The following is a 20,790-nucleotide window of genomic DNA, read 5'->3' as shown; positions in this document are numbered from 1 at the left end:
TTCCGAAACTTTTCCGAAACACCATTGTCCCCGTCGATGCGTGGTGGAAGCATCGACAAAGCTAGATACCCAACCGAAACGTCCAGTCGTCCCGCCCCGACGGCCTGGGTGTTGGCCAGCAAGGAGGCCAAGATGGCAATGAGCCCATCCGTTCATCGCGGCGGGAGTCGGCGACGGCGATCGCCCGCCGTCCGAGCGCTGCTCGCCGGCGCGGTCAGCGTCGTGACGGTGGCCGCCGTCGCGGTGATGATGCCGTCGGCGAACGCGGCCGCGAGCACGCTGGGCGCGGCCGCCGCGCAGTCGGGCCGGTACTTCGGCACCGCCATCGCGGCGGGCCGGCTCGGCGACTCGACGTACAGCACGATCGCCGGGCGTGAGTTCAACATGATCACGGCCGAGAACGAGATGAAGCCGGACGCGACACAGCCCCAGCGGGGCCAGTTCAACTTCAACTCCGGCGACCAGATCTACAACTGGGCGACCCAGCGGGGCTTGAAGGTCCGAGGGCACACGCTGGCCTGGCACGCGCAGCAGCCGGGCTGGATGCAGAGCCTGAACGGCAGCAACCTGCGTCAGGCGATGATCGACCACATCAACGGCGTGATGGCCCACTACAAGGGCAAGCTGGCCGCGTGGGACGTGGTGAACGAGGCGTTCAACGAGGACGGCAGCCGCCGCAGCTCCAACCTGCAGGGCACCGGTAACGACTGGATCGAGGTGGCGTTCCGCACCGCGCGGGCGGCCGATCCGTCGACGAAGCTGTGCTACAACGACTACAACATCGAGAACTGGTCGTACGGTAAGACGCAGGGCGTCTACAACATGATCCGGGACTTCAAGTCCCGTGGTGTGCCGATCGACTGCGTCGGGTTGCAGACCCACTTCACCGGCGGCAGTTCGCTGCCGGGCAACTTCCAGACCACGTTGCAGAACTTCGCCGCGCTGGGTGTGGACGTGGCGCTGACCGAGGTGGACGTCACGAACTCCTCGACCAGCCAGTACGCGGGGCTGACCCAGGCGTGCATCAACGTGCCGCGCTGCATCGGCATCACGGTCTGGGGCGTGCGCGACAGCGACTCGTGGCGTTCCAACGAGAGCCCGCTGCTGTTCGACGGCGGCGGCAACAAGAAGGCCGCGTACAACTCGGTCCTCAACGTCCTCAACGCGGCCGCCCCGACCTCGGGGCCGACCACGACCCCGACCACGGGACCGCCGCCGAGCGGTGGCGCCGGCCGGATCGTCGGCGTGCAGTCGGGCCGGTGCATCGACGTGCCGAACGCCACCCAGACGAACGGCACCCGGGTACAGCTCTACGACTGCAACGGTCAGTCGAACCAGCAGTGGACGTACACCTCCAGCAAGCAGCTGATGGTCTACGGCACCAAGTGCCTCGACGCGAACGGCGCGGCCACCGCCAACGGCACCGGAGTCATCATCTGGGACTGCAACGGCCAGTCCAACCAGCAGTGGAACATCAACTCCAACGGCACCATCAGCGGCGTGCAGTCCGGCCGCTGCCTGGACGTCTGGGGCACCGGCAACGGCCAGCAGATCCAGTTGTACGACTGCCACGGACAGACCAACCAGCAGTGGCGGACCGACTTCGGTGGCACCACGCCCCCGACCACGCCGCCCCCGACCACGACGCCCCCGCCGGGCGGCTGCTCGCTCCCGTCGACCTACCGGTGGTCGTCCACCGGCGCGCTGGCCAACCCGCAGAACGGCTGGGTCTCGCTCAAGGACTTCACCAACGTGGTCTACAACGGCAAGCACCTGGTCTACGGGTCGTACGTCAACAGCAGCGGCCAGTACAGCTCGATGAACTTCAGCACGTTCACGAACTGGTCCGACATGGCCTCGGCCGGCCAGAACGGAATGAGCCAGGGCACCGTGGCGCCCACGCTGCTGTACTTCGCGCCGAAGAACATCTGGGTGCTGGCGTACCAGTGGGGACCGACCTCGTTCAGCTACAAGACGTCGAGCGACCCGACGAACGCCAACGGCTGGTCCTCGGCGCAGACGCTGTCCACCGCCACCCTGCCCGACGCCCCGTACGGCGTCATCGACCAGACCCTGATCGGCGACGACCAGAACATGTACCTGTTCTTCGCCGGGGACAACGGCAAGATCTACCGGTCGAGCATGCCGCTCGGGAACTTCCCGGGCAGCTTCGGCTCGAACTACACGACGATCATGACCGACTCGACGAACAACCTGTTCGAGGGCGTCGAGGTCTACAAGGTGGCGGGCCAGAACCAGTACCTCATGATCGTCGAGGCGATCGGAAGTCAGGGACGCTACTTCCGGTCCTTCACGTCCAACAGCCTCGGCGGCTCGTGGACCCCGCAGGCCGCCACGGAGAGCAACCCCTTCGCGGGCAAGGCCAACAGCGGCGCGACGTGGACCAACGACATCAGCCACGGTGACCTGGTCCGCACCAACCCCGACCAGACCAAGACCGTCGACGCCTGCAACCTGCAGCTCCTGTACCAGGGCAAGAACCCCAGTGCGGGAGGCGACTACAACCTGCTGCCGTGGCGGCCGGGTGTGCTGACCCTCCAGCGCTAGCCGCCACACCGTTCGAGACAAGCGTGCCCGGCACCCGTGCGGTGCCGGGCACGCCCTTTCCGGTGGGCCGGCCCGGCCGGCGCGCGGACGGCGGCGAGCCGGGGCAAGCTGGGGCGGTGGAGCGCGAGCTGCTGACCGTCGGACACGGGGCCGCCGGGCGTACGCCGCGTACACCCGCACGCCCGACTTCGACGCCGCAGTGGACGAGGTGCTGGCCGACGCCGCGCTGCGGAGAACCGCTGTGATGTGCAGCGAGAGCGTCTGGTGGCGCTGCCACCGGCGGCTGATCGCCGACGTCGCCGTGCTCGGTCGAGGCGTGCCGGTGTCGCACCTCATGCCGGACGGCCGGCTCAGCCCGCACCGGCCCGCCGAAGGCGCCCGCCGGCTGCCCGACGGGCACCTGCTCTGGGCCGGCTGACTCAGCCGGCCAGGTCCTCGGCGAGCAGATCCATCAGCAGCGCGTCGTGCCAGCGCCCGTCCGCCCCGCGCTCGTAGCGGCGCATGATGCCCACCGGGCGGAAACCCACCTTCGCGTACGCCCGGATCGCCGCCGTGTTCGCCGCCGCCGGATCGATGGTGAACCGGTGGTGGCCGTACTCGTCGATCAGGTGCCGGACCAGCGTGCGGACCGCGTCGCCGCCCAGCCCGGTGCCGCGCACCGCCGGGTCGAGGAAGACGTCCAGGCTGGCGTGCCGGTAGTCCGGGTCGGTCTCGGCGTACCACTGGATCGCGCCGACCAGCCGGCCCTCGTGCTCCACCACGAACGTCGTCAGCGCGTCGTCGGCCAGGTCGGCCCGCACCGACGCGGCCAGGTCGTCCCCGCCGCGCCACCAGCGGCGCACCTCGGGGGTGGCCCGGATCGCGGCCAGCGCGGGCACGTCGGCGTCGGTCACCGGCCGCAGCGTCACCGCCCGCCCCCGCAGCACGCCTCAGCCCCGCCGCTCGCCGTGCTCGACGCAGACCGCCGACCAGCCGGCCGGTACGACCTGCACCTTCATTCGCCGCCGGCAGGACGCGCACCAGCGCGGCGGCTCCCACGCCCGGGCCGCCTCACACGCCGGATGCGGCCCGGCCGCGACCGACTCGCCGCACCTGTCGCACCAGAGCGCGCCGGGGACGGCCGGGGCGGAGGAAAGATCGGTCACCGCTGCCTCACAGGGTCGCCGAGAGCGCCTTCACCGGCATCTTCAGGTCTTCCAGCATCTTCAGGTCGGCCGTCGCCGGGCGACCCAGCGTGGTCAGGTAGTTGCCGACGATCACCGCGTTGATGCCGCCGAGCAGACCGTCGCGGGTGCCCAGGTCACCGAGGGTCAGCTCGCGGCCGCCCGCGTACCGCAGGATGGTGCGCGGCATGGCCAGCCGGAACGCGGCGATCGCGCGCAGCGCGTCCTTGCCCTCCACTACCGGGCGGTCACCGAGCGGCGTGCCCGGCCGCGGGTTGAGGAAGTTCAGCGGCACCTCGTGCGGGTCCAGCTCGGCGAGCTGCGCGGCGAACTCGGCGCGCTGCTCCACCGTCTCGCCGAGCCCGAGGATGCCGCCGCAGCAGACCTCCATGCCGGACTCGCGGACCATCCGCAGCGTCTCCCAGCGCTCCTCCCACGAGTGCGTGGTGACCACGTTCGGGAAGTAGGAGCGGCAGGTCTCCAGGTTGTGGTTGTAGCGGTGCACGCCCATCTCGACCAGCTCGTCGACCTGCTCCTGGGTGAGCATGCCGAGCGACGCGGCGACCTGGATGTCGACCTCGGCCCGGATGGCGGCCACACCCTCGCGCATCTGCTTCATCAGCCGGGCGTCCGGGCCGCGCACGGCGGCCACGATGCAGAACTCGGTCGCCCCGGTCGCGGCGGTCTGCTTCGCGGCCTCGACCAGCGCCGGGATGTCCAGCCAGACCGACCGGACCGGCGAGGTGAACAGGCCGGACTGCGAGCAGAAGTGGCAGTCCTCCGGGCAGCCGCCGGTCTTCAGCGAGACGATGCCCTCGACCTCGACCTCCGGACCGCACCAGCGCATCCGGACCTCGTGAGCGAGCTGGAGCGCGGCGGGCAGGTGTTCGTCGGGCAGGTTCAGCACCGCGAGGACACCGGCCTCGTCGAGGCCGACACCGTTGGCCAGCACCCGCTCCCGGGCCTGGTCGAGGATCTCTGGCATGGCTCGTAACCTAACAGGCCACCGAGGGGCCGGGAAACCGCCGCCAGCAGCCCCGGCGAGCCGGGACCGCGCCACGCCGGGCCCCTCGGGACGGGTGGTAACTTCGCCCCGCGGAAGCGCCCGGCGGGGCGGGGGTCGGCGGGAGGGGACGGCACGGTGGCGGACTGGCTGGCGGCCCTGGACCGCCGCGCCGAGCTGCGGGCCCGGGCGGGGCTGACCCGCACGCTGCGCCCCCGGGCCGCCGACGACGCGGTGGTCGACCTGGCCGGCAACGACTACCTCGGCCTGGCCACCCACCCGGAGGTCACCGCCGCCGCAGCGCAGGCCCTGTCCGCGTACGGGCTGGGCGCCACCGGGTCACGCCTGGTGCGCGGCTCCACCGACGCCCACCACGCGCTCGAGGACGACCTGGCCGACTGGCTCGGCGTCGACCGGGCGCTCGTCTTCTCCTCCGGCTACCTGGCCAACCTCGCCGCCGTCCGGGGCCTGACGCAGCCGCGTACGCTGCTCGTCTCCGACGCCCACAACCACGCCTCGCTGATCGACGGCTGCCGGATCTCCGGCGCCGAGACGCTGGTGACGCCGCACGCCGACGTCGCAGCCGTGGCGGCGGCGCTCGCCGCCGCGCCGGGCCGCCCGGCCGTGGTGGTGACCGAGTCGGTCTTCTCCGTCGACGGCGACCTGGCCCCGCTCGCGGAGCTGCACGAGGTGGCCCGCCGCCACGGCGCGCTGCTGCTCGTCGACGACGCGCACGCGCTCGGCGTCACCGGCCCGGCCGGGGCCGGCGGGGCCGCCGCCGCCGGGCTGGCCGGCGCGCCCGACGTGGTGGTCACCGCGACGCTGTCCAAGGCGCTCGGCGGGGCCGGTGGCGTGGTCGCCGGGCCGGCGGAGTTCGTCCGCCACCTGGTGGAGACCGGCCGCACCTTCATCTTCGACACCGCGCCGCCGCCCGCCGTGGTGGCCGGGGTACGCGCCGCCGTGCGCCTGGCCCGCGACGGCGACGCGCTGCGCGCCGAGCTGGCCGACCGGGTCGCGACGGCGGTACGCCGGCTGGGCGGGGCGGGACTGCCCGTCTCCGCCCCGGACGGCGCCGTGATCTCGGTGACCGCGCCCGGCCCGGAGGCGGCGACCGCCTGGGCCGCCGCCTGCCGGGAACGGGGCGTGGCGGTCGGCTGCTTCCGTCCGCCGTCCACCCCGGACAGCCGTTCCCGGCTGCGCCTCACGGTCAGCGCCGGGGTGCGGCGGGCCGACTTCGAACGGGCCCTGGACGTGATCGTGGAGTGTGCGCGGGAGGTCTCATGAGTGACGGCTGGACCGGGCCGGTGCTGGTGACCGGCACCGACACCGAGATCGGCAAGACCGTGGTGACCGCCGCCGTCGCCGCCGCCGCGCAGGCCGCCGGGCTGCGGGTCGCGGTGGTCAAGCCCGGCCAGACCGGTACGGCCACCGGTGAGCCCGGCGACGTCGACTCGGTGACCCGGCTGGCCGCCCCGCTGACCGGCCGGACGCTCGCCAGCTACCCCGATCCGCTCGCGCCGCTCGCCGCGGCCCGGGTCGCCGACCTGCCGCCGCTGGAGCTGTACAACGCCGTCGACGCGATCCGCGAAGAAGCCGACAAGCACGACCTGGTGCTGATCGAGGGCGCGGGCGGTCTGCTCGTACCGATGGGGCTGCGCCCGTCCGGCGAGCCGTGGACGGTCGCCGACCTCGCGGTGTCGCTCGGCGCGCCCGCGGTGGTGGTGGCGCGGGCCGGGCTCGGCACGCTCAACCACACCGCGTTGACGCTGGAGGCGCTGGAACGGCGGGCCGTACCGGCCGGCGTGGTGATCGGCGCCTGGCCGGCCGAGCCGGAGCTGGTGCACTGGCTCAACCTGTCCGAGCTGGTGCCGAACCTGCTCGGCGCGGTGCCGGCCGGCGCGGGCGGGATGGACCCGGGCGTGTTCCGCCGGTCCGCGCCGGGCTGGCTCACCCCCGCCCTGTACGGCGTGCTCGACGACTGGCGCGCCTGGGCCGAGGAGACCTGACTTTCGTCGGTGCCCGGCCCGGCCGGGCGTGGGTAGCGTGACCGCCGTGGAACCCCGCGAACGACAACGCCGGGCCGGTGACCTGCTGGTCTGGGCGGTGCTCGCGACGCCGGTGACGGCCGGCCGGATCAGTCCGCCGTGGCAGGCGCACGACCTGCCGCTGTACGGCGTCGTGCTGGCCCTGCTCGCGCTGGCCGTGGCGGTGAGCCGCCGATGGCCGCTGGCGGCGGTGCTGGTCGTGGTCGCCGGTTCGCTCGTCGACGGAAACGTGGTCTTCGCCATCCCGGTCTTCGGTTACCTGGCCGGGCTGCGCAGCGCCCGGGCCGCGCCGGCCGCTGTCGTCTTCGCCGCCATCGCGGTGACCGGCACCGTGCTCAACCTCGGGCTGCTCGGCACCGACCCGGCCACCTGGTTCATGCTCGCCTCGGTGCTGCTGTTCGCCGGGGTCTTTCCCTGGCTGCTGGGCCGGCTGCGGCGCCAGCAGCAGGCGCTCGCCGACGCCGGGCGGCGGCACGCGGAGGACGAACGGCGGGCGGTGGTGGAGCGCGTGCGCCTGCGGGAGCGGGCCCGGATCGCCCAGGACATGCACGACTCGCTCGGCCACGACCTGAGCCTCATCGCGCTGCGGGCCGGGGCACTGGAGCTGGCGCCGGACCTGTCCCCGGCACATCGGGCGGCGGCGGGGGAGCTGCGGGCCAGCGTGGCCGCCGCCTCGGAACGGCTGCACGACGTGGTCGGTGTGCTGCGCGAGGAGCACACGCTGCGACCGCCGGGGGAGTCGGTCGCGGACGTGGTCGACGGCGCGCGCGACGCCGGGATGGCGGTCGAGCTGCGTGCCGACGCCGCCGAGCTGCCGCCGCTGGTGGCGCACGCCGTGCACCGGGTGGTCCGGGAGGCACTCACCAACGCCGCCCGGTACGCCCCGGACGCCCCGGTCGTGGTCGAGGTGACCCGGGCCGCCGACGCGGTGACCGTCGCGGTGGTCAACCCGGCGCCACCGGTCGGCCCGCTGCCCGGACCGGCGTCGCACGGCTCCGGCCTGGTGGCGCTGCGCGAGCGGGTACGCCTCGCCGGCGGCGTGCTGGACGCCGGCCCGCGCGACGGCGGCTGGGCGGTCACCGCACACCTCCCGCTCACCGACGCGGGCCGTCCCGCCACGCCGCCGCCCGGCCGCGCGGACGCCGGTTCACCGGTCGCCGGCCCGATCCGGGCCTCCGGGACGCCGGCCCTCGCCGACGCGGGTTCGCCGGTCAGCGGCCTGGCTGACGGTTACGGGGCGGCCGCCCCGCGACCCGGCGACGACGACCTCACGGAGATCGACCCGCTCGGCGCCGGACGCGTCGGCGTACGCGGCCGGGACGGACACGGGGACGGGGAGCGCCGGCTGCGGGAGGCCCGGCGGCGGCTGCGGCGCAGCCTGCTCGTGGCGTTCGGCGCGCCCGCCGGACTGGCCCTGGTGCTGACCCTGGTCTACTACCCGCTCGCCACGGCCGGGGCGGTGCTCGACCAGGCGGGCTTCGAACGGCTGCGGCTGGGCGAGCCGCGCGACGCGCTCGAACTGCCCCGCCGCCAGGTCGATCCACCGGGGACCGGTGCCCTCCCGGGCTGCGAGTACTACACCGACCGCAACTTCCCGTTCGCCCAGGCGACCTGGCAGCTCTGCTTCGCCGACGGGCGGCTGGTCAGCAAGGAGCAGATCGCACCATGAGCGACGAGTGCGGGCGTCCGGTGCGGGTGGTGCTCGCCGACGACGAGGCCCTGGTCCGGGCCGGGGTCCGGACGATCCTGGCCGCCGACCCCGGTGTCGAGGTGGTCGGCGAGGCCGAGGACGGCCTCGCGGCGGTCGAGCTGGTCCGCGCACACCGGCCCCGGGTGGCGCTGCTGGACATCCGGATGCCCCGCTGCGACGGGCTCAGCGCCGCGGCGCAGATCCGCCGGCTGGTGCCGGAGACGGCGGCGGTCATGCTCACCACGTTCGGCGACGACGACCTGATCGCCCGCGCGCTCGGCCACGGCGCCGCCGGGTTCCTGCTCAAGTCCGGCGACCCTCGGGAACTACTGGCCGGGGTGGGGGCGGTGGCCGACGGCGGGGCGTACCTGTCGCCGCGGGTCGCGCGCCGGGTGATCGAGCTGAGCGGCGGCCGGCTCGCCCGTGGCCCGTACGCGCGGGACCGGCTGGCCGGACTCACCGACCGGGAACGCGACGTGCTGGCGCTGGTCGGTGCGGGACTGTCGAACGCCGAGATCGCCCGCCGGCTGCACCTGGTCGAGGGCACCGTGAAGAGCTACCTGACCAGCATCTTCACCCGGCTGGACGTGCGCAACCGGGTGCAGGCGGCGATCCTCGCGTACGAGGCAGGGCTGGTCCCGCCCGCCGGCTGACCAGCCCTGCCCCGCTCAGGCGTCGCGCCGTGCCAGCGCCCACCGGCCCAGCGCCAGCGCGGCGGCGCTCCAGGCGGCGAGCACCAGCAGGCCCACGGCCGCCGGGTACGGCGCGGTGTCCCCGGCCAGGAAATGGTTGCCGGCCACGCCGGGCAAGGCGTCGGAGATCCGGGTGAGCACGGTGATGTCCGGCTCCCGCAACGACAGCGGCACGATCATCAGCAGCGCGAACAGCACTGTCAGCGTGAGGACCGCGCCGCGCAGCGCGCACGCCAGGCCGAGCGCCAGCACACCGGCCAGCGCCAGGTACGCCGCGGCGGCCACCACGTCGGCCACCGTGCCGCCCAGCGGGGCGCGGCCCCACTCGCCGAGCACCGGCCGGGCCGCCGCCGCGCCGACAGCGCCGAGCAGCAGCCCGAGGCCGAACGTCACAGCGCCCACCACTATCGCCTTGGCCGCCAGCACCCGCCCCCGCGATGGGGTGCACCGCAGCGTGGTGCGGATCGTGCCGGTGGTGAACTCGCTGGTGATCGCGAACAGGCCGAGCGCCAGCACCACGTACTGGGTCAGCTCCAGTGACCCGGCAACGATCTCGCCGACGTCGAGCATGCCCGGGTTGTTCGTCGGATCGTCGTCGGTGTTGGCATTGCTCGCGTAGATGGCGAGCTGGGCGTTGCTCGCCGCCATGGTCAGCACCGCCGCGAGCAGTGTCCACCAGGTGGAGCGCACCGACCAGAGTTTGGTCCACTCGGCGGCCACCGCCCCGGCGAGCGGATTTCCGGCCGGTGCGGGCCGGGTGGTCCGCCGGGCCGGGTCGAGCCTGGACGGTGCGGTCATCGCGTTCCACCTCCGGTCAGGCCGGCGGCGTACTCCACGCTGTCGGCGGTCAGCTCCAGGAACGCCTCCTCCAGGGAGGGGGCGACGGGCGTCAGCTCGTGCAGCCGTACCCCCAGCTCGTGCGCCAGGTCACCGACCCGGCCGGCGGTGCTGCCGGCGACCGCGAGCCCGCCCTCGTCGGCGGTGACAGTCGCGCCCTCGGCGGCCAGGCGGTCACCGAGCGCGGCGAGCGCGGCCGGCTCCGGCCCGCGTACCCGGACGGAGGCGGCGGGCCGGGCGGCGATCAGCTCGGCCAGCGGCGCGTCCGCCACCAGCCGTCCGCGCCCGAGCACCACCAGCCGGTCGGCGGTCTGCTGCATCTCGCTCATCAGGTGGCTGGAGACGAGGACTGTGCGTCCCTCGTCGGCCAGGCGGCGGGTGAACCCGCGGATCCACCGCACCCCGTCCGGGTCGAGTCCGTTTACCGGCTCGTCGAGCAGCAGCACCGGCGGGTCGCCGAGCAGCGCGCCGGCGATGCCGAGCCGCTGCCCCATGCCCAGCGACAGCGCCCGGCCCGGCTTACCGGCGGCGCGGGCGTCCAGACCGACCAGGTCGAGCACCTGCGCCACCCGCCGCTCCGGTACGCCGTTGCTGCGCGCCATCGCCCGCAGGTGCGCCACGCCGGAACGGGCCGGGTGCACACCTGTCGCGTCGAGCAGCGCGCCCACCTCGTACAGCGGGTGCCGCAGCGTGCGGTAGTCCCGGCCGTTGACGAGCGCCTGCCCCGCGGTGGGCCGGTCCAGGCCGAGCACCATCCGCATGGTGGTGGACTTACCCGCGCCGTTCGGGCCGAGGAACCCGGTGACCTGGCCGGGGCGGATCTCGACGGTCAGGTCGTCCACGGCGGTGACCCCGCCGAACCGTTTCGTCAACCCACGAAGTGTGATCATGCGGCGACGCTATTGCGCGGCGGTGCCGCCGCACTGCCGTCGAACGGCAGCCACCCACCCTGACTTTCGTAAGGAAGGGCCCCTTATTAACGCCTCCGGTAGAGGAAGGGCCCCCTGTTAACACCCGCAGGGTTCAGGCGCGACGGACCACGAACGCGTCGGGCATCCGGAAGGTCAGGTTGTCCGGGCACCACGGTGGACGGACCACAGTCACGCCGTCCAGCAGCGCGGTCGCCTCGGCGACCACCACTGCGGCCTCCATCCGGGCCAGCTGCGCGCCGACGCAGCGGTGCGGCCCGGCGCCGAACGCCAGGTGCCGCCGTGAGCCGGGCTGCCCGGGGCGGAACTCCCCCGGCGCGCCGACCACGGCCGGGTCGCGCCCGGCGCGGGCCAGCCACGCCACCACGCTGGTGCCCGCCGCCACCGGCAGCTCGCCGAGCATCGTGTCCGCGGCTGCCACCCGCCGCCAGGTGACGATCGGCGGTTCCAGCCGCAGCCCTTCCTCGACCACGTCGTCCACCGCCACCGTGCCGGCGCGCAGCCCGGCCCGTACCGCCGGCTCCCCGGCCAGCCGGTGCAACAGCAGGGTGAGGAACTGCGAGGTGGTCTCCTGACCGGCGACCAGCAGGAAGAACAGCGCGCCGACGACCACGTCGGGGGAGTGCCCCGCGTCGCGCAGCCGCGCGGCGAGCCCGCCCCCGGTCGCGGCGAACTCGCGCAGCACGGTGTGGAACCGGCCGACCTCGGCGGCGAGCGCGAGCTGCCGGGCGGAGTCCAGCGGCGCCCAGAACAGCTCCAGCGCGGCCCGGGCGAAGTCCTTCACCGCGCCGACCGGCGCGTCCGGCAGCTCGACCAGCCGGGCCAGCACTAGCAGCGGCAGGTCGGCGGCGAGACCGGCGTACAGGTCGACCGGGCGGCCCGCGTCCAGCTCCGCCGCCAGTGCGGCCACCCGCTCCCGGACCAGCCCGGTCAGCCACTGACGCTGGGCGGCCACCCGGTGCGGGTGCAGCGCGTCGGCGACGATGCCCCGGATCTCCGGGTGGCTGGCGCCGCCGTTGTTCGCCAGCGTCGGTGGCAGCCGGAACCGGTGCCCGGCGAGCACCCGCAGCGCCGCCACCGGGAGCGGGGTGACCGCGTCGAGCGCGTTGTCCGGCCGGAACGTCACCGGGTCTGTGAGCACCTGGCGTACGAGCGCGTGCCGGGTCACCACCAGGTGCGGCACCCCGACGTGGTCGACAACCGTGGCCGCGTCCGGCCACTGCTCGTCGACGGACTCCCCCCAGCCCGGAACAGCACGCGGTAACGCTAGCGGCGGGCGCCGGGCGGGTTCGGGTCCAGCTCCCACACGGTGGTGCGCTTCACCCGTACGCTCTCCAGCGCCTCGGACACCGGCACGTCGTACGCGGCCAGCTCGTGGAAACGCTCGCGGGGCAGGAACGCCCGGCCCGGGTCGCCCACCAGCACCCGGGCGCCGGAACGGGCGGCCCGGAGCAGGAAGCGCAGCATCCGGCGGGCCATCGCCTCGCTGTAGAAGACGTCCCCGGCCAGCACCACCTCGGCGTCGCCCGCGTCGGAGTCGAGGATGTCGCCGAGTTCGGCGTCGACGCGTACCCCGTTGGCCCCGGCATTGAGCGCGACGGCCGCGACGGCCCGCTCGTCCACCTCGACGGCCCGGACGCCGGCCGCGCCGGCGCGGCCGGCGGCGATGGCGACCAGGCCGGAGCCGGAGGCCAGGTCGAGCACCCGGCGGCCGGCGACCACCTCGGGGTGGTCGGTCACGTAGCGGGCCAGACCTTGCCCGCCGGCCCAGGCGAACGCCCAGAACGGCGGCGGCTGGGCGCTGCGGAACTCGCCCTCGGTCAGTTCCCACAGGCCGATCGGCTCGTCGGCCTGGTGCAGCAGCACCTCGGGCACGAACGCCACGGGGGCGAGGCGGGCGTGCAGCCTGACGAACGCGGCGGACAGCTCGGACACCGGAGAATTGTGTCCCACCGGGCTTCCCGGCCCGCATCCCGGGCGTGTCGCGGTGAGGTCGTGACCGGTTCACCACGCTCGGTGAAAGGGCCCTCGTGTTGTGGCGTTGGATGCGAACACGCCCGTCTACCGGCGTGCCCGGCGCGCTCCTAGCGTTGCCTGTGGACACGACCGAGGGTGAGGAGGCGTGGTGAGCGAGTGGCGGCACGCGCTGCGGATCGGACTGGTGCTGACCTTCGTGGCCGGGACCGGGTACGGCGGAGCCCTGCCCGCCCGGGCGGCGGCCGCCTTCTCCACCGAGCTGAGCGGCCTGCCGGACGAGTTCACCGCCGGGAACCGGGTGGAGACGCTGTCCGCCGTGGTCTCCCGCTCCGACGGGGGCGGCTGTGTCAAGGTGCGCTGGTCGATGGTGGTGCGGGTGCAGGGCCTGCGCCTGGACCAGCTGAAGGTCGACCGGGTGGAGGACAGCGGGTCGTTCCCGCTGGAGATCCGCACCGAGGGAGACACCGCCCGGCTGACCGACAGGCAACTCGACCCGGGTGTGCTCTGCCCGGGCCGTACGGTGACCGCCCGCTACCGGGTGGCGTTCGCCGAGGACGTGGCGCGCGGGCGGGTGAGCTTCGCCGCCGAGGCGTACGACCCGCAGTTGCGCCTGCTGGCCCGGCGGACCGCCACCCGGCAGGTGGTGGGGGAGGAGGCTTCGCCGACGCCGGCACCCACCAGCGTGGAGCCCTCCGAGACGCCGAGCGAGGAGCCACCCACCGACGAACCGGTGACCGACGAGCCGACCGACGCGGCAGTGGTGGAGCCACCGCCCGGAGGTGTGGCCGGGCGACCGGTGGCGGACAGCGGTGGCTTCGGCCTCGTGCAGGCCGCGTTCCTGCTGGGCGGCCTGCTGCTGTTCCTCGGCGCCGGGTTGCTGCTGCGGATGCGCCGCCTGCTGCGCCCGTCCGCCGCCACCGAGCCGGAGGCCCTGCCACCGCCCTTCGAACGCGCCCGCCCGAACTGGCCCTGAGCGCGGTCAGTCGAGTTGGCTGGGTTCCAGGCCCAGTTCGCGGGCGGCGACGAGGCGGATCCACTCGGCGATCTGGCGGCGCGTGATCACCCGCTCGTGCACCGCGAGCTGGACCGCGAGGCCGTCCATCACCGCGCTGATCCGCCAGGCCGCGCCGGCCGGGTCGGGGCAGTCGAACGTGCCCTCGGCGACCCCGTCCGTGATCACCGTGGCCAGGTCCTGCCGCCAGCGCAGGTCCAGCCGCCGGGAGAGCTTCTCCAGCTCCGGGGTACGCAGCGACTCGGCCCAGCCGTCGATCCACATCGACCAGGAGGTGGCGCGCCCAGTCGGGGCGTACAGCCGCAGCATGCGGCGCAGTTTCGCCAGTGGCGGCGCGGAGGAGCGGAGCACCGCGTCGAGCCGGTTCAGGTCCTGGTCGACGGCGTACGCGAACGCCTGGGCGAGCAGCCGGTCCTTGGTGGCGAAGTGGTAGAACACGAGCGCCTGGCTGACCCCGGCGGCCTCTGCCACGTCGGCCGTGCGGGTGTTGGCGAGCCCTCGTTCCGCGATCACCTCGCAGGCCGTACGCAGCAGCGCGTCCAGGCGGATCTCGGCGGCTCGTCTCGTCACGGCGTTACGGTAACCCATCCGGATGACCACGGGGAGTTACCGAGGCGGCTGGTCGGCGGCCGGGCAGTCGGATGCCGGACACTCGACTCGCCGGTCTGCTTCCGCAGGTGGGAGCGCTTGCCGGTGCTTTCGGGTGCCAACCACCCAGGCTCCTAGGAAGCTGAGGGCGAGCGCGGCCCGCCACCAGCGGATGCGCCGGAAACGGGACCCGATTTGGCAACCGTTCCCGGGCTCGGCTAAAGTTCTCATCCGTCACCGGTTAACACCGGAGGCGTGCGGACGTAGCGCAGCTGGTAGCGCATCACCTTGCCAAGGTGAGGGTCGCGGGTTCGAATCCCGTCGTCCGCTCGGAGATGCCGCCACGCAGTTCGGGGGCAACCTCGGTGGAGTGGCCGAGAGGCGAGGCAACGGCCTGCAAAGCCGTGTACACGGGTTCAAATCCCGTCTCCACCTCGCAGTAGACGAGGGCGATTGGCGCAGTGGGAGCGCGCTTCCTTGACACGGAAGAGGTCACTGGTTCAAACCCAGTATCGCCCACCAGCGGAAAGGCCGTGTCGATCATTCGACACGGCCTTTCTCGTCGTCATCGATCAGTCCAGTGCCCCGCCGCTGGCCATTGCCGCGCCCGCGCGGCCGCGCCCAGACTGGCCCGGTGGACGATCAACAGACCCGAGCCCAGCGGTTCCGCGCCCTGCACCGGCCCGGTGAGCCACTGATCCTGGCCAACGCCTGGGACGCGCTGAGCGCCCGGCTCGTCGCCGCGGCCGGCGCCCAGGCGATCGCGACCACCAGCGCAGGCGTCGCCTGGAGCCGCGGCGCCCCGGACGGCGACCTGCTCGCCCGGGAGACCGCCGTCGACGTCATCCGCCGCGTCGCCGACGCGGTCCGCCTTCCGGTCACCGCCGACATCGAATCCGGGTACGGCGACAACCCCGAGCAGGTCGCCCAGACCGTCACCGCGGTCCTCGCCGCCGGAGCCGTCGGCATCAACATCGAAGATGCCCGGCACGACGGCGGCGGCCCGCTGCGCCCGGTCGACGAGCAGGTCGCCCGGCTCGCCGCGGTCCGGGCCGCCGCAGACCGCGCCGGCATCCCGCTGTACGTCAACGCCCGCGTCGACACGTACCTGCGCGGCGCCGGAGGCGTACCGGAGACCGTCGCGCGCGCCGAGGCGTACCTGGCCGCCGGCGCGGACGGGATCTTCGTCATCGGGACTGTGGAGCCGGAGACGGTGGCCACGCTGGCGGCGGCGATCCCGGCCCCGCTGAACGTGCTGGCCGGGCCGGGCGCGCCACCGGTGGCCGAGCTGGCCCGGCTCGGGGTGGCCCGGGTGAGCCTCGGACCGGCGCTGGCCGAGTCGGCGTACGCGGTGGTCCGGCGCGCGGCGGCGGAGGTGTTCGGCGCCGGGACGTACGAGGCGCTCGCCGGCGGGCTCGACTTCGGCGAGCTGAACGAGCTGATGCGGGACTGACCCGGCCGCACGGGATCGACCTGGGGGCGGGGGAGCGGGTTGAATGTGCCGGTGGCCGTCATCCCGCGTCCGAGCCGGCGGGCGGTGAACGGCTGTCGTCGCAGCCCGTCCCGACGGGGACGCCGCGAATGACGGCAGTCGTCCGCCCGGTGCCCGCGCTGCGGAGCCTGCCCGGCCTCACCACCGCCACGGCAGCCGTCTGCGTCGCGGCGCTCGCCGCCCTGGGCGCGGCCGGGCACGGCGGTTTCGCCAGCGACCCGGTTGGCGCCGTGGCCCTGGCGACGGCCGCCGTGGGCAGCGCGCTCGCCGCGCTGCGGCTCGGCCGGTCGGGCCACGTTGCCGCCGGCCGGCTGGCGGCCGGGCTCGCCGCGTCCCTGCTGGCGTACCTGGCGCTCGCCGTCGTGGCGGTGGCCGCCGTCGCGGCCGGGTATCCGTGGGCCGGGCCGGCCGTCGCGGCATGGAACTCGGCGTGGATCCCGCCGCTGGCGCTCCTGCAGCTGACCGCCTCGGCCGCCGTCCGCACCGGCACGGCCACCCCGATGACACACCGGTACGTGGGTGCCGCCCTCGGCGCGGCCACGCTCGTCAACGCGCTGCTGACGACGGCGAGCGAGCCGTTCGACGGGCTGCCGACGATCGCGGGGGAGTCCTGGCGCACCGCGCTCGCCCCGGCCGGCGCCACCATCACCCTGCTCGGCGTCGCGGCGCTGCTCCTGCTGCCGGCGACGCTCTGGCGGGCCGCCCTCGGCTCGCACCACAGCGTGCGGGCACGGCTCGGCGTGGCCGCCGCGGCCACCACCGCCGCGCCGCTGACAGTCGTCTTCTGCCTGCTCCTCGCCGTCGCCCGCGCCCCCGGTGACGTCGAGCCGTCGCTGGGCTCGGTGGCGTTCCTGGTGGCTCTCTCCGGCGCCGCCGTGTTCGCCGTCGCCTGCGCGGTCACCGCCGCCCGGGGCGCCGCCGCGCCGCGCCGGGTCGCCACCGTGGTGCGCGGCACCGGCCTGGCCGCCGCGGCCCTGCTGGTGGTCGGCGCCGGCACGCTCGTGGCCGCTCCCGGCTCGTCCCTCGGCCCGACGTCGGTCGCCCTGGTCGTGTCGGCGCTGACCGTTGCCGTCGGCGGCGGGGCGTGGGCCGGCACCGGCCGGCTGGCGGCGCTGCTCACCGCCGCGCCGGCAGTGCCGCCGACAGCGCCGGTGACGCCGCGAGGCGGCGCAGAGGGTACGAACGGAGGCGGCGCGGCGGGGACGACGAACGTCATCGAGCCGGCGGTCCCGGCCGGGCCAGCAGTGGACGCGGCGGGCCCGGCGGGGGCGGGCTCGCCGGGCGCGTCCGGCGCGGGGGCGGAGGCCGGCGCGGGCCCGGTGTCGGTCGGCGGGCTGACGGCGCGCGAACGCGAGGTGCTCGCCGCGCTCGCCGAAGGCGCCAGCAACGCGGGGATCGCAGCGCAGCTGGTGGTCTCCGAACGGACCGTCGACGCCCACCTGCGGGCGATCTTCGTCAAGCTCGACCTGACGCCCGGCGGCGACACGAACCGGCGGGTACGGGCGGCGCGGATCTGGCTGGAGCACGCCCGACAGCCGCGTTGACCAGGGGATTTCCGAAGATAGGTGCTGAGGCCGATGCCCGGGCCGGCGGTTCTCGGCACGGTGGGGCGACACCCGATCGACGGAGGCTCCCACCGTGCCCGTACCGAAGTTGCGCCGTGCCGCGCTCGTCGCCCTCTTCGTCCTGCTCCTGGCGTCCCTGGCCGGACGGACCGTGTTCATGCTGTGGGAGCCGCCGTTCGACGGCGCGATCCACTACGACGAGGTCCGTGAGCTGGGGTCCGCGTACTGGCCCATGAACCTCTACCTGGGCGGGCCCGCGTACGCGATCTCCTGGATCGCCGCGGCGGTCTTCATCGTCGGGCTGGCCCGGGGCCGCGCGGGCGTGCTGAACCTGGTGGGGGCGTTCCTGGCCGGCCTGGGCGGCGTGGTGTTCGCGTTGGCGATCACCGCGGAGGTGCTGCCGTTCGCCTACGCCGCCGACCCGGCCGTCCTGCCCGAGCCGGAGGGACGGGCGTTGTTCGACGCGTTCAACGACCAGGTGGACGGGCTGCTCCCGGCGATCCTCGGCAGCCAGGTGGCGATCGTCCTCGGCATGGTCCTGGCGCTGGTCGGGATCCTGATCGGCCGGACCATGCCGCGTCCGCTGGCCGTCGCCGGGCTGGTCTACGTCGTGGCGTTCGTACTGGTGCCGCAGGACGCCGGTCGCGCGGTGGTCGTCGTGAGCTACCTGGTGCAGGTGGCACTCGTGGCCGCGATCGGCTGGTACGGGCTGCGCGCCGCCACCGACGCCGAGCGGCCGTAGCAGACGGACCGGCCGGATCACCCGATCCGGCCGGTCCGGTTCCCGGGACCGATCAGCTCCGTCGGCCCCGCCTGCGGTCACATCGGCGGTGCGACGTCCCGGCGCTCCTCGACCCGGCGGTACTCCACCGGCTCCTCGGCGGTGGTGGCCACCACCGGACGGCGCCGGCCCCAGACCAGCGTGGTCATGATCAGGCCGAGGACGCCGGCCGCCATGAGGATCCAGCCGACGACGTCGAGGTCGACCCCGCCGACGCTGGCGTTGAGCGCGAACGTGAGGATCGCGCCGACCGCGATCAGGAAAATGCTCGTACCGATACCCACGACAGCCTCCTTCGGGGGGATGGTTGTGCTGTCACCGGCCTCAGTACCCCGGCGGCGGGCAGCGCAACCACCTGCCGCCCGGCGGGGCGGGGGTCCGCCGCGAGGCGATCTTGGCATCGGGTAGAGTCTGCTGCGTCGCCAGCGCGAGCCGGCGGCACGCGGACGTAGCGCAGCTGGTAGCGCATCACCTTGCCAAGGTGAGGGTCGCGGGTTCGAATCCCGTCGTCCGCTCGCGATTGCCCGGGCGATTGGCGCAGTGGGAGCGCGCTTCCTTGACACGGAAGAGGTCACTGGTTCAAACCCAGTATCGCCCACCGAGAGTCACCACGCCGCCGGTCGACAGGCGGTCGTCTCCCACCGGACAGCCGGCACCGGCCACATCGGTCTCCCAGGTCCACCGTGCGGATTATTCTGCCGCTGCCACCGCGCGTGTCACTGTGAGGCCCGATGCGCAGGGAGGCGTTCAGATGGCAACAATCGAGCGGGGACGGTGGCGGCGGACGGCCTCACGATTAGGCGTGGCGGCAGTCGTCGCGGCGGCCGGGGTGACGGTATCCGCCGCGCCCGCGCAGGCCACCGCGACACGGACGGTGGCGTTCTACAGCATGGACGAACCGGCGTCGTCGTCGACGGTGCTGACCGACTACAGCGGCAACGGCCGCCACGGCACGATCGGCGGCGAGGTGGTCACCGGCGCGCTCTACGCCGGGGCGACCGGCCACCGCTTCGCCACGCACCTGCCCACCGACAAGGAGTACGTCCCGGGCCACGTCGACCTGGTGCCGCACACCACCGACTTCAACCCCGACGCCGGGGACTTCTCGGTGACCATCCGTTACCGGACCACGTACTCCTTCGGCAACATCCTCCAAAAGGGACAGGGCAACGCGGCCGGCGGCTACTGGAAGTTCGAGGCGCCCAACGGCAAGCCGAAGTGCCTGTTCCGGGGCGCGGACGGCGCCTCCCGCACCGGCTACACGGACGTGCCGATCTCCGACGGCCAGTGGCACACGATCACCTGCAACCGCACCTCCGCCTACGTGGAGATGTACGTCGACGGCGTGCGGACCAGCCGCCTCAACGGGCCGACCGGCACCATCGCCAACACCTGGCCGCTGTCCGTCGGCGGCAAGAGCCAGTGCGACGGTACGAAGGTCACCTGCGACTACTTCGCCGGCGACATCGACTACGTGAAGATCCTGAAGGGCTCGGGCGGTCCGGCGAACCAGGCGCCCGTGGCCGCGCTGACGCCCACCTGCTCCGGGCTGGTGTGCACGTTCACCGGCGCGGGCTCCACCGACGCCGACGGCGCGATCCAGAACCACAGCTGGAACTTCGGCGACGGGGACACCACCGGCACGGCCTCCGTACCGACCACGTCCCACACGTACGCGGCGGCCGGCACCTACCCGGTCACGCTCACCGTCACCGACGACCGGGGCGCCACCGGCACCGCGACAGTCGAGGTGACTGTCGCGCCCGTACCGGAGCGGATCTCGTACGTCGGCCAGGCCACCGCGAACGCCAACTGGACCAGCCACACGGTGACCGTCCCGGCGGGCGTGCAGGCCGGTGACATGCTCCTGCTTCTGCTCAGCCAGAACACGCACACCGGCACCGGGGAGCCGACCGGCGTGACCGGCTGGAGCAGACTCGACCGGCTCGACGGCGGCTTCGCCACCACCACCGCCTGGTGGAAGACAGCAGGCGCCGGCGACGCGGGCACTGCGGTCCGGGTGACACTGGACAGTCAGGCGAAGGGCAACCTGGTGCTGGCCGCGTACCGGGGCGTGGCGCCGGGCGCGCCCGTCTTCACCCGGGCCACCGACGCGGCGAGCACCGCCACCCGCATCACCCCGTACGCGCCGGTGACCACCGCGCAGAGCTGGGCCGTGTCGTACTGGCTGCACGGCGACAGCACCTCCACCGCGCTCACCCCGCCGGCGGGCGTGGCGGTGCGCAGCAACACCTCGCAGACCGGCGGCGGACGGGTGACCGGCCTGCTCGCCGACTCGGCGAGCAGCGTGCCGACCGGCAGCTACGGCGGGCTCACCGCCACCGGCGCCGCGGCCAGCACGACCACCACCACGTGGACGTTCGTCCTGCCCCCGGCCTGACCCATCGGGTACGCGGAAAGGCCGGCACCCCGTTGGTTCGGGGTGCC

At 74.0% G+C, this 20,790-nt stretch carries 19 protein-coding genes, 5 tRNA genes and 1 pseudogene; 16 read left to right on the top strand and 9 right to left on the bottom strand.

Features of this window, described 5'->3' with window-relative positions; all coding sequences use genetic code 11:
* The first annotated feature begins 132 nt into the window (after positions 1-132).
* Entirely contained in the window at positions 133-2,568 is a 2,436-nt protein-coding gene (locus ACSDG8_RS09040) for a non-reducing end alpha-L-arabinofuranosidase family hydrolase (RefSeq protein ID WP_439427803.1), read from the top strand.
* A 196-nt stretch (positions 2,569-2,764) separates the two neighbouring features.
* Positions 2,765-2,986, top strand: a pseudogene (locus ACSDG8_RS09035) (DUF488 family protein); the annotation flags it as partial.
* 1 nt (position 2,987) lies between these two features.
* On the opposite strand, the gene ACSDG8_RS09030 reads toward ACSDG8_RS09035, so the two are convergent.
* Genes ACSDG8_RS09030 through bioB form a run of 3 tightly spaced genes read right to left on the bottom strand, consistent with a single transcriptional unit; the run spans position 2,988 to position 4,716 of the window.
* Positions 2,988-3,494: a GNAT family N-acetyltransferase gene (locus ACSDG8_RS09030; RefSeq protein ID WP_210898332.1), complete on the bottom strand. Its 507-nt coding sequence runs from the start codon at positions 3,492-3,494 to the stop codon at positions 2,988-2,990.
* A gap of 3 nt (positions 3,495-3,497) precedes the next feature.
* Entirely contained in the window at positions 3,498-3,713 is a 216-nt protein-coding gene (bsaP, locus tag ACSDG8_RS09025; protein WP_210898331.1) for a biotin synthase auxiliary protein BsaP, read from the bottom strand.
* A 7-nt stretch (positions 3,714-3,720) separates the two neighbouring features.
* Complete coding sequence (gene bioB / locus ACSDG8_RS09020; RefSeq protein WP_210898330.1) at positions 3,721-4,716, bottom strand: biotin synthase BioB; 996 nt, start codon at positions 4,714-4,716, stop codon at positions 3,721-3,723.
* A 156-nt stretch (positions 4,717-4,872) separates the two neighbouring features.
* Between bioB and ACSDG8_RS09015 the strand changes: the two genes are divergently transcribed.
* The 4 genes from ACSDG8_RS09015 to ACSDG8_RS09000 are packed head-to-tail and all read left to right on the top strand — an operon-like array spanning position 4,873 to position 9,122.
* The gene (locus tag ACSDG8_RS09015) at positions 4,873-6,018 is read left to right on the top strand and encodes an 8-amino-7-oxononanoate synthase (RefSeq protein WP_210898329.1); all 1,146 of its coding nucleotides are present in this window, start codon (positions 4,873-4,875) and stop codon (positions 6,016-6,018) included.
* Positions 6,015-6,740: a dethiobiotin synthase gene (bioD, locus tag ACSDG8_RS09010; protein WP_184683543.1), complete on the top strand. Its 726-nt coding sequence runs from the start codon at positions 6,015-6,017 to the stop codon at positions 6,738-6,740. The genes ACSDG8_RS09015 and bioD overlap by 4 nt, the downstream gene beginning before the upstream one ends.
* Before the next feature lie 46 nt (positions 6,741-6,786).
* Positions 6,787-8,448, top strand: coding sequence for a sensor histidine kinase (locus ACSDG8_RS09005; protein WP_439427802.1), 1,662 nt, complete (start codon positions 6,787-6,789; stop codon positions 8,446-8,448).
* Entirely contained in the window at positions 8,445-9,122 is a 678-nt protein-coding gene (locus tag ACSDG8_RS09000) for a response regulator (protein ID WP_439427801.1), read from the top strand. The genes ACSDG8_RS09005 and ACSDG8_RS09000 overlap by 4 nt, the downstream gene beginning before the upstream one ends.
* Before the next feature lie 15 nt (positions 9,123-9,137).
* On the opposite strand, the gene ACSDG8_RS08995 is transcribed toward ACSDG8_RS09000, so the two are convergent.
* From ACSDG8_RS08995 to ACSDG8_RS08980, 4 genes are all read right to left on the bottom strand, one after another.
* A complete protein-coding gene (locus ACSDG8_RS08995) occupies positions 9,138-9,959 on the bottom strand; it encodes an ABC transporter permease (protein ID WP_439427800.1) in 822 nt (273 codons plus the stop codon).
* Positions 9,956-10,888, bottom strand: a complete 933-nt coding sequence (locus ACSDG8_RS08990; protein ID WP_439427799.1) for an ABC transporter ATP-binding protein — start codon at positions 10,886-10,888, stop codon at positions 9,956-9,958. The genes ACSDG8_RS08995 and ACSDG8_RS08990 overlap by 4 nt, the downstream gene beginning before the upstream one ends.
* Positions 10,889-11,021: 133 nt before the next feature.
* Positions 11,022-12,233, bottom strand: a complete 1,212-nt coding sequence (locus tag ACSDG8_RS08985; protein ID WP_439427798.1) for a cytochrome P450 — start codon at positions 12,231-12,233, stop codon at positions 11,022-11,024.
* Complete coding sequence (locus tag ACSDG8_RS08980) at positions 12,194-12,862, bottom strand: class I SAM-dependent methyltransferase (RefSeq protein ID WP_439427797.1); 669 nt, start codon at positions 12,860-12,862, stop codon at positions 12,194-12,196. Before ACSDG8_RS08980 ends, ACSDG8_RS08985 begins: the two co-directional genes overlap by 40 nt.
* Positions 12,863-13,052: 190 nt before the next feature.
* Between ACSDG8_RS08980 and ACSDG8_RS08975 the strand changes: the two genes are divergently transcribed.
* A complete protein-coding gene (locus ACSDG8_RS08975; RefSeq protein WP_439427796.1) occupies positions 13,053-13,877 on the top strand; it encodes a hypothetical protein in 825 nt (274 codons plus the stop codon).
* A gap of 6 nt (positions 13,878-13,883) precedes the next feature.
* Here the strand turns inward: ACSDG8_RS08975 and ACSDG8_RS08970 are convergent, their stop codons facing one another.
* Positions 13,884-14,486, bottom strand: a complete 603-nt coding sequence (locus tag ACSDG8_RS08970; RefSeq protein ID WP_210898313.1) for a TetR/AcrR family transcriptional regulator — start codon at positions 14,484-14,486, stop codon at positions 13,884-13,886.
* Positions 14,487-14,761: 275 nt separating this feature from the next.
* Here ACSDG8_RS08970 and ACSDG8_RS08965 point away from each other — a divergent pair.
* The 6 genes from ACSDG8_RS08965 to ACSDG8_RS08940 all read left to right on the top strand — a co-directional run bounded on the left by ACSDG8_RS08965 (position 14,762) and on the right by ACSDG8_RS08940 (position 18,303).
* Positions 14,762-14,834: transfer RNA gene (locus ACSDG8_RS08965), tRNA-Gly, on the top strand.
* 34 nt (positions 14,835-14,868) lie between these two features.
* Positions 14,869-14,939 (top strand) — tRNA-Cys (locus ACSDG8_RS08960).
* 12 nt (positions 14,940-14,951) lie between these two features.
* Positions 14,952-15,026, top strand: a tRNA-Val gene (locus tag ACSDG8_RS08955).
* A gap of 112 nt (positions 15,027-15,138) precedes the next feature.
* On the top strand, positions 15,139-15,957 hold the full coding sequence (locus ACSDG8_RS08950) for an isocitrate lyase/PEP mutase family protein (protein WP_439427795.1): 819 nt from the start codon (positions 15,139-15,141) through the stop codon (positions 15,955-15,957).
* A gap of 128 nt (positions 15,958-16,085) precedes the next feature.
* Positions 16,086-17,540, top strand: coding sequence for a response regulator transcription factor (locus ACSDG8_RS08945; protein ID WP_439427794.1), 1,455 nt, complete (start codon positions 16,086-16,088; stop codon positions 17,538-17,540).
* 94 nt (positions 17,541-17,634) lie between these two features.
* Complete coding sequence (locus ACSDG8_RS08940; protein ID WP_439427793.1) at positions 17,635-18,303, top strand: hypothetical protein; 669 nt, start codon at positions 17,635-17,637, stop codon at positions 18,301-18,303.
* A 77-nt stretch (positions 18,304-18,380) separates the two neighbouring features.
* Here ACSDG8_RS08940 and ACSDG8_RS08935 read toward each other — a convergent pair whose 3' ends face one another.
* Complete coding sequence (locus ACSDG8_RS08935; protein ID WP_116505082.1) at positions 18,381-18,626, bottom strand: DUF6458 family protein; 246 nt, start codon at positions 18,624-18,626, stop codon at positions 18,381-18,383.
* A 158-nt stretch (positions 18,627-18,784) separates the two neighbouring features.
* Here ACSDG8_RS08935 and ACSDG8_RS08930 point away from each other — a divergent pair.
* The 3 genes from ACSDG8_RS08930 to ACSDG8_RS08920 all read left to right on the top strand — a co-directional run bounded on the left by ACSDG8_RS08930 (position 18,785) and on the right by ACSDG8_RS08920 (position 20,743).
* A tRNA-Gly gene (locus tag ACSDG8_RS08930) sits at positions 18,785-18,857 on the top strand.
* Positions 18,858-18,868: 11 nt separating this feature from the next.
* Positions 18,869-18,940 (top strand) — tRNA-Val (locus ACSDG8_RS08925).
* 204 nt (positions 18,941-19,144) lie between these two features.
* A complete protein-coding gene (locus ACSDG8_RS08920; protein ID WP_439427792.1) occupies positions 19,145-20,743 on the top strand; it encodes a PKD domain-containing protein in 1,599 nt (532 codons plus the stop codon).
* Positions 20,744-20,790 lie beyond the last annotated feature (47 nt).

It is taken from the genome of Micromonospora sp. LA-10 (assembly GCF_051853095.1).
GTDB lineage: Bacteria > Actinomycetota > Actinomycetes > Mycobacteriales > Micromonosporaceae > Micromonospora > Micromonospora echinospora_A.
This window is presented reverse-complemented; position numbering and strand designations above follow the sequence as displayed.

What these genes read in the sequence shown, in the direction of transcription:
- ACSDG8_RS09040 (WP_439427803.1), top strand. Translation starts at nt 133, where the DNA reads ATGGCAATGAGCCCATCCGTTCATCGCGGCGGGAGTCGGCGACGGCGA.
- bioB (WP_210898330.1), bottom strand. Translation starts at nt 4,716, where the DNA reads ATGCCAGAGATCCTCGACCAGGCCCGGGAGCGGGTGCTGGCCAACGGT.
- bioD (WP_184683543.1), top strand. Translation starts at nt 6,015, where the DNA reads ATGAGTGACGGCTGGACCGGGCCGGTGCTGGTGACCGGCACCGACACC.
- ACSDG8_RS09000 (WP_439427801.1), top strand. Translation starts at nt 8,445, where the DNA reads ATGAGCGACGAGTGCGGGCGTCCGGTGCGGGTGGTGCTCGCCGACGAC.
- ACSDG8_RS08995 (WP_439427800.1), bottom strand. Translation starts at nt 9,959, where the DNA reads ATGACCGCACCGTCCAGGCTCGACCCGGCCCGGCGGACCACCCGGCCC.
- ACSDG8_RS08990 (WP_439427799.1), bottom strand. Translation starts at nt 10,888, where the DNA reads ATGATCACACTTCGTGGGTTGACGAAACGGTTCGGCGGGGTCACCGCC.
- ACSDG8_RS08945 (WP_439427794.1), top strand. Translation starts at nt 16,086, where the DNA reads ATGACGGCAGTCGTCCGCCCGGTGCCCGCGCTGCGGAGCCTGCCCGGC.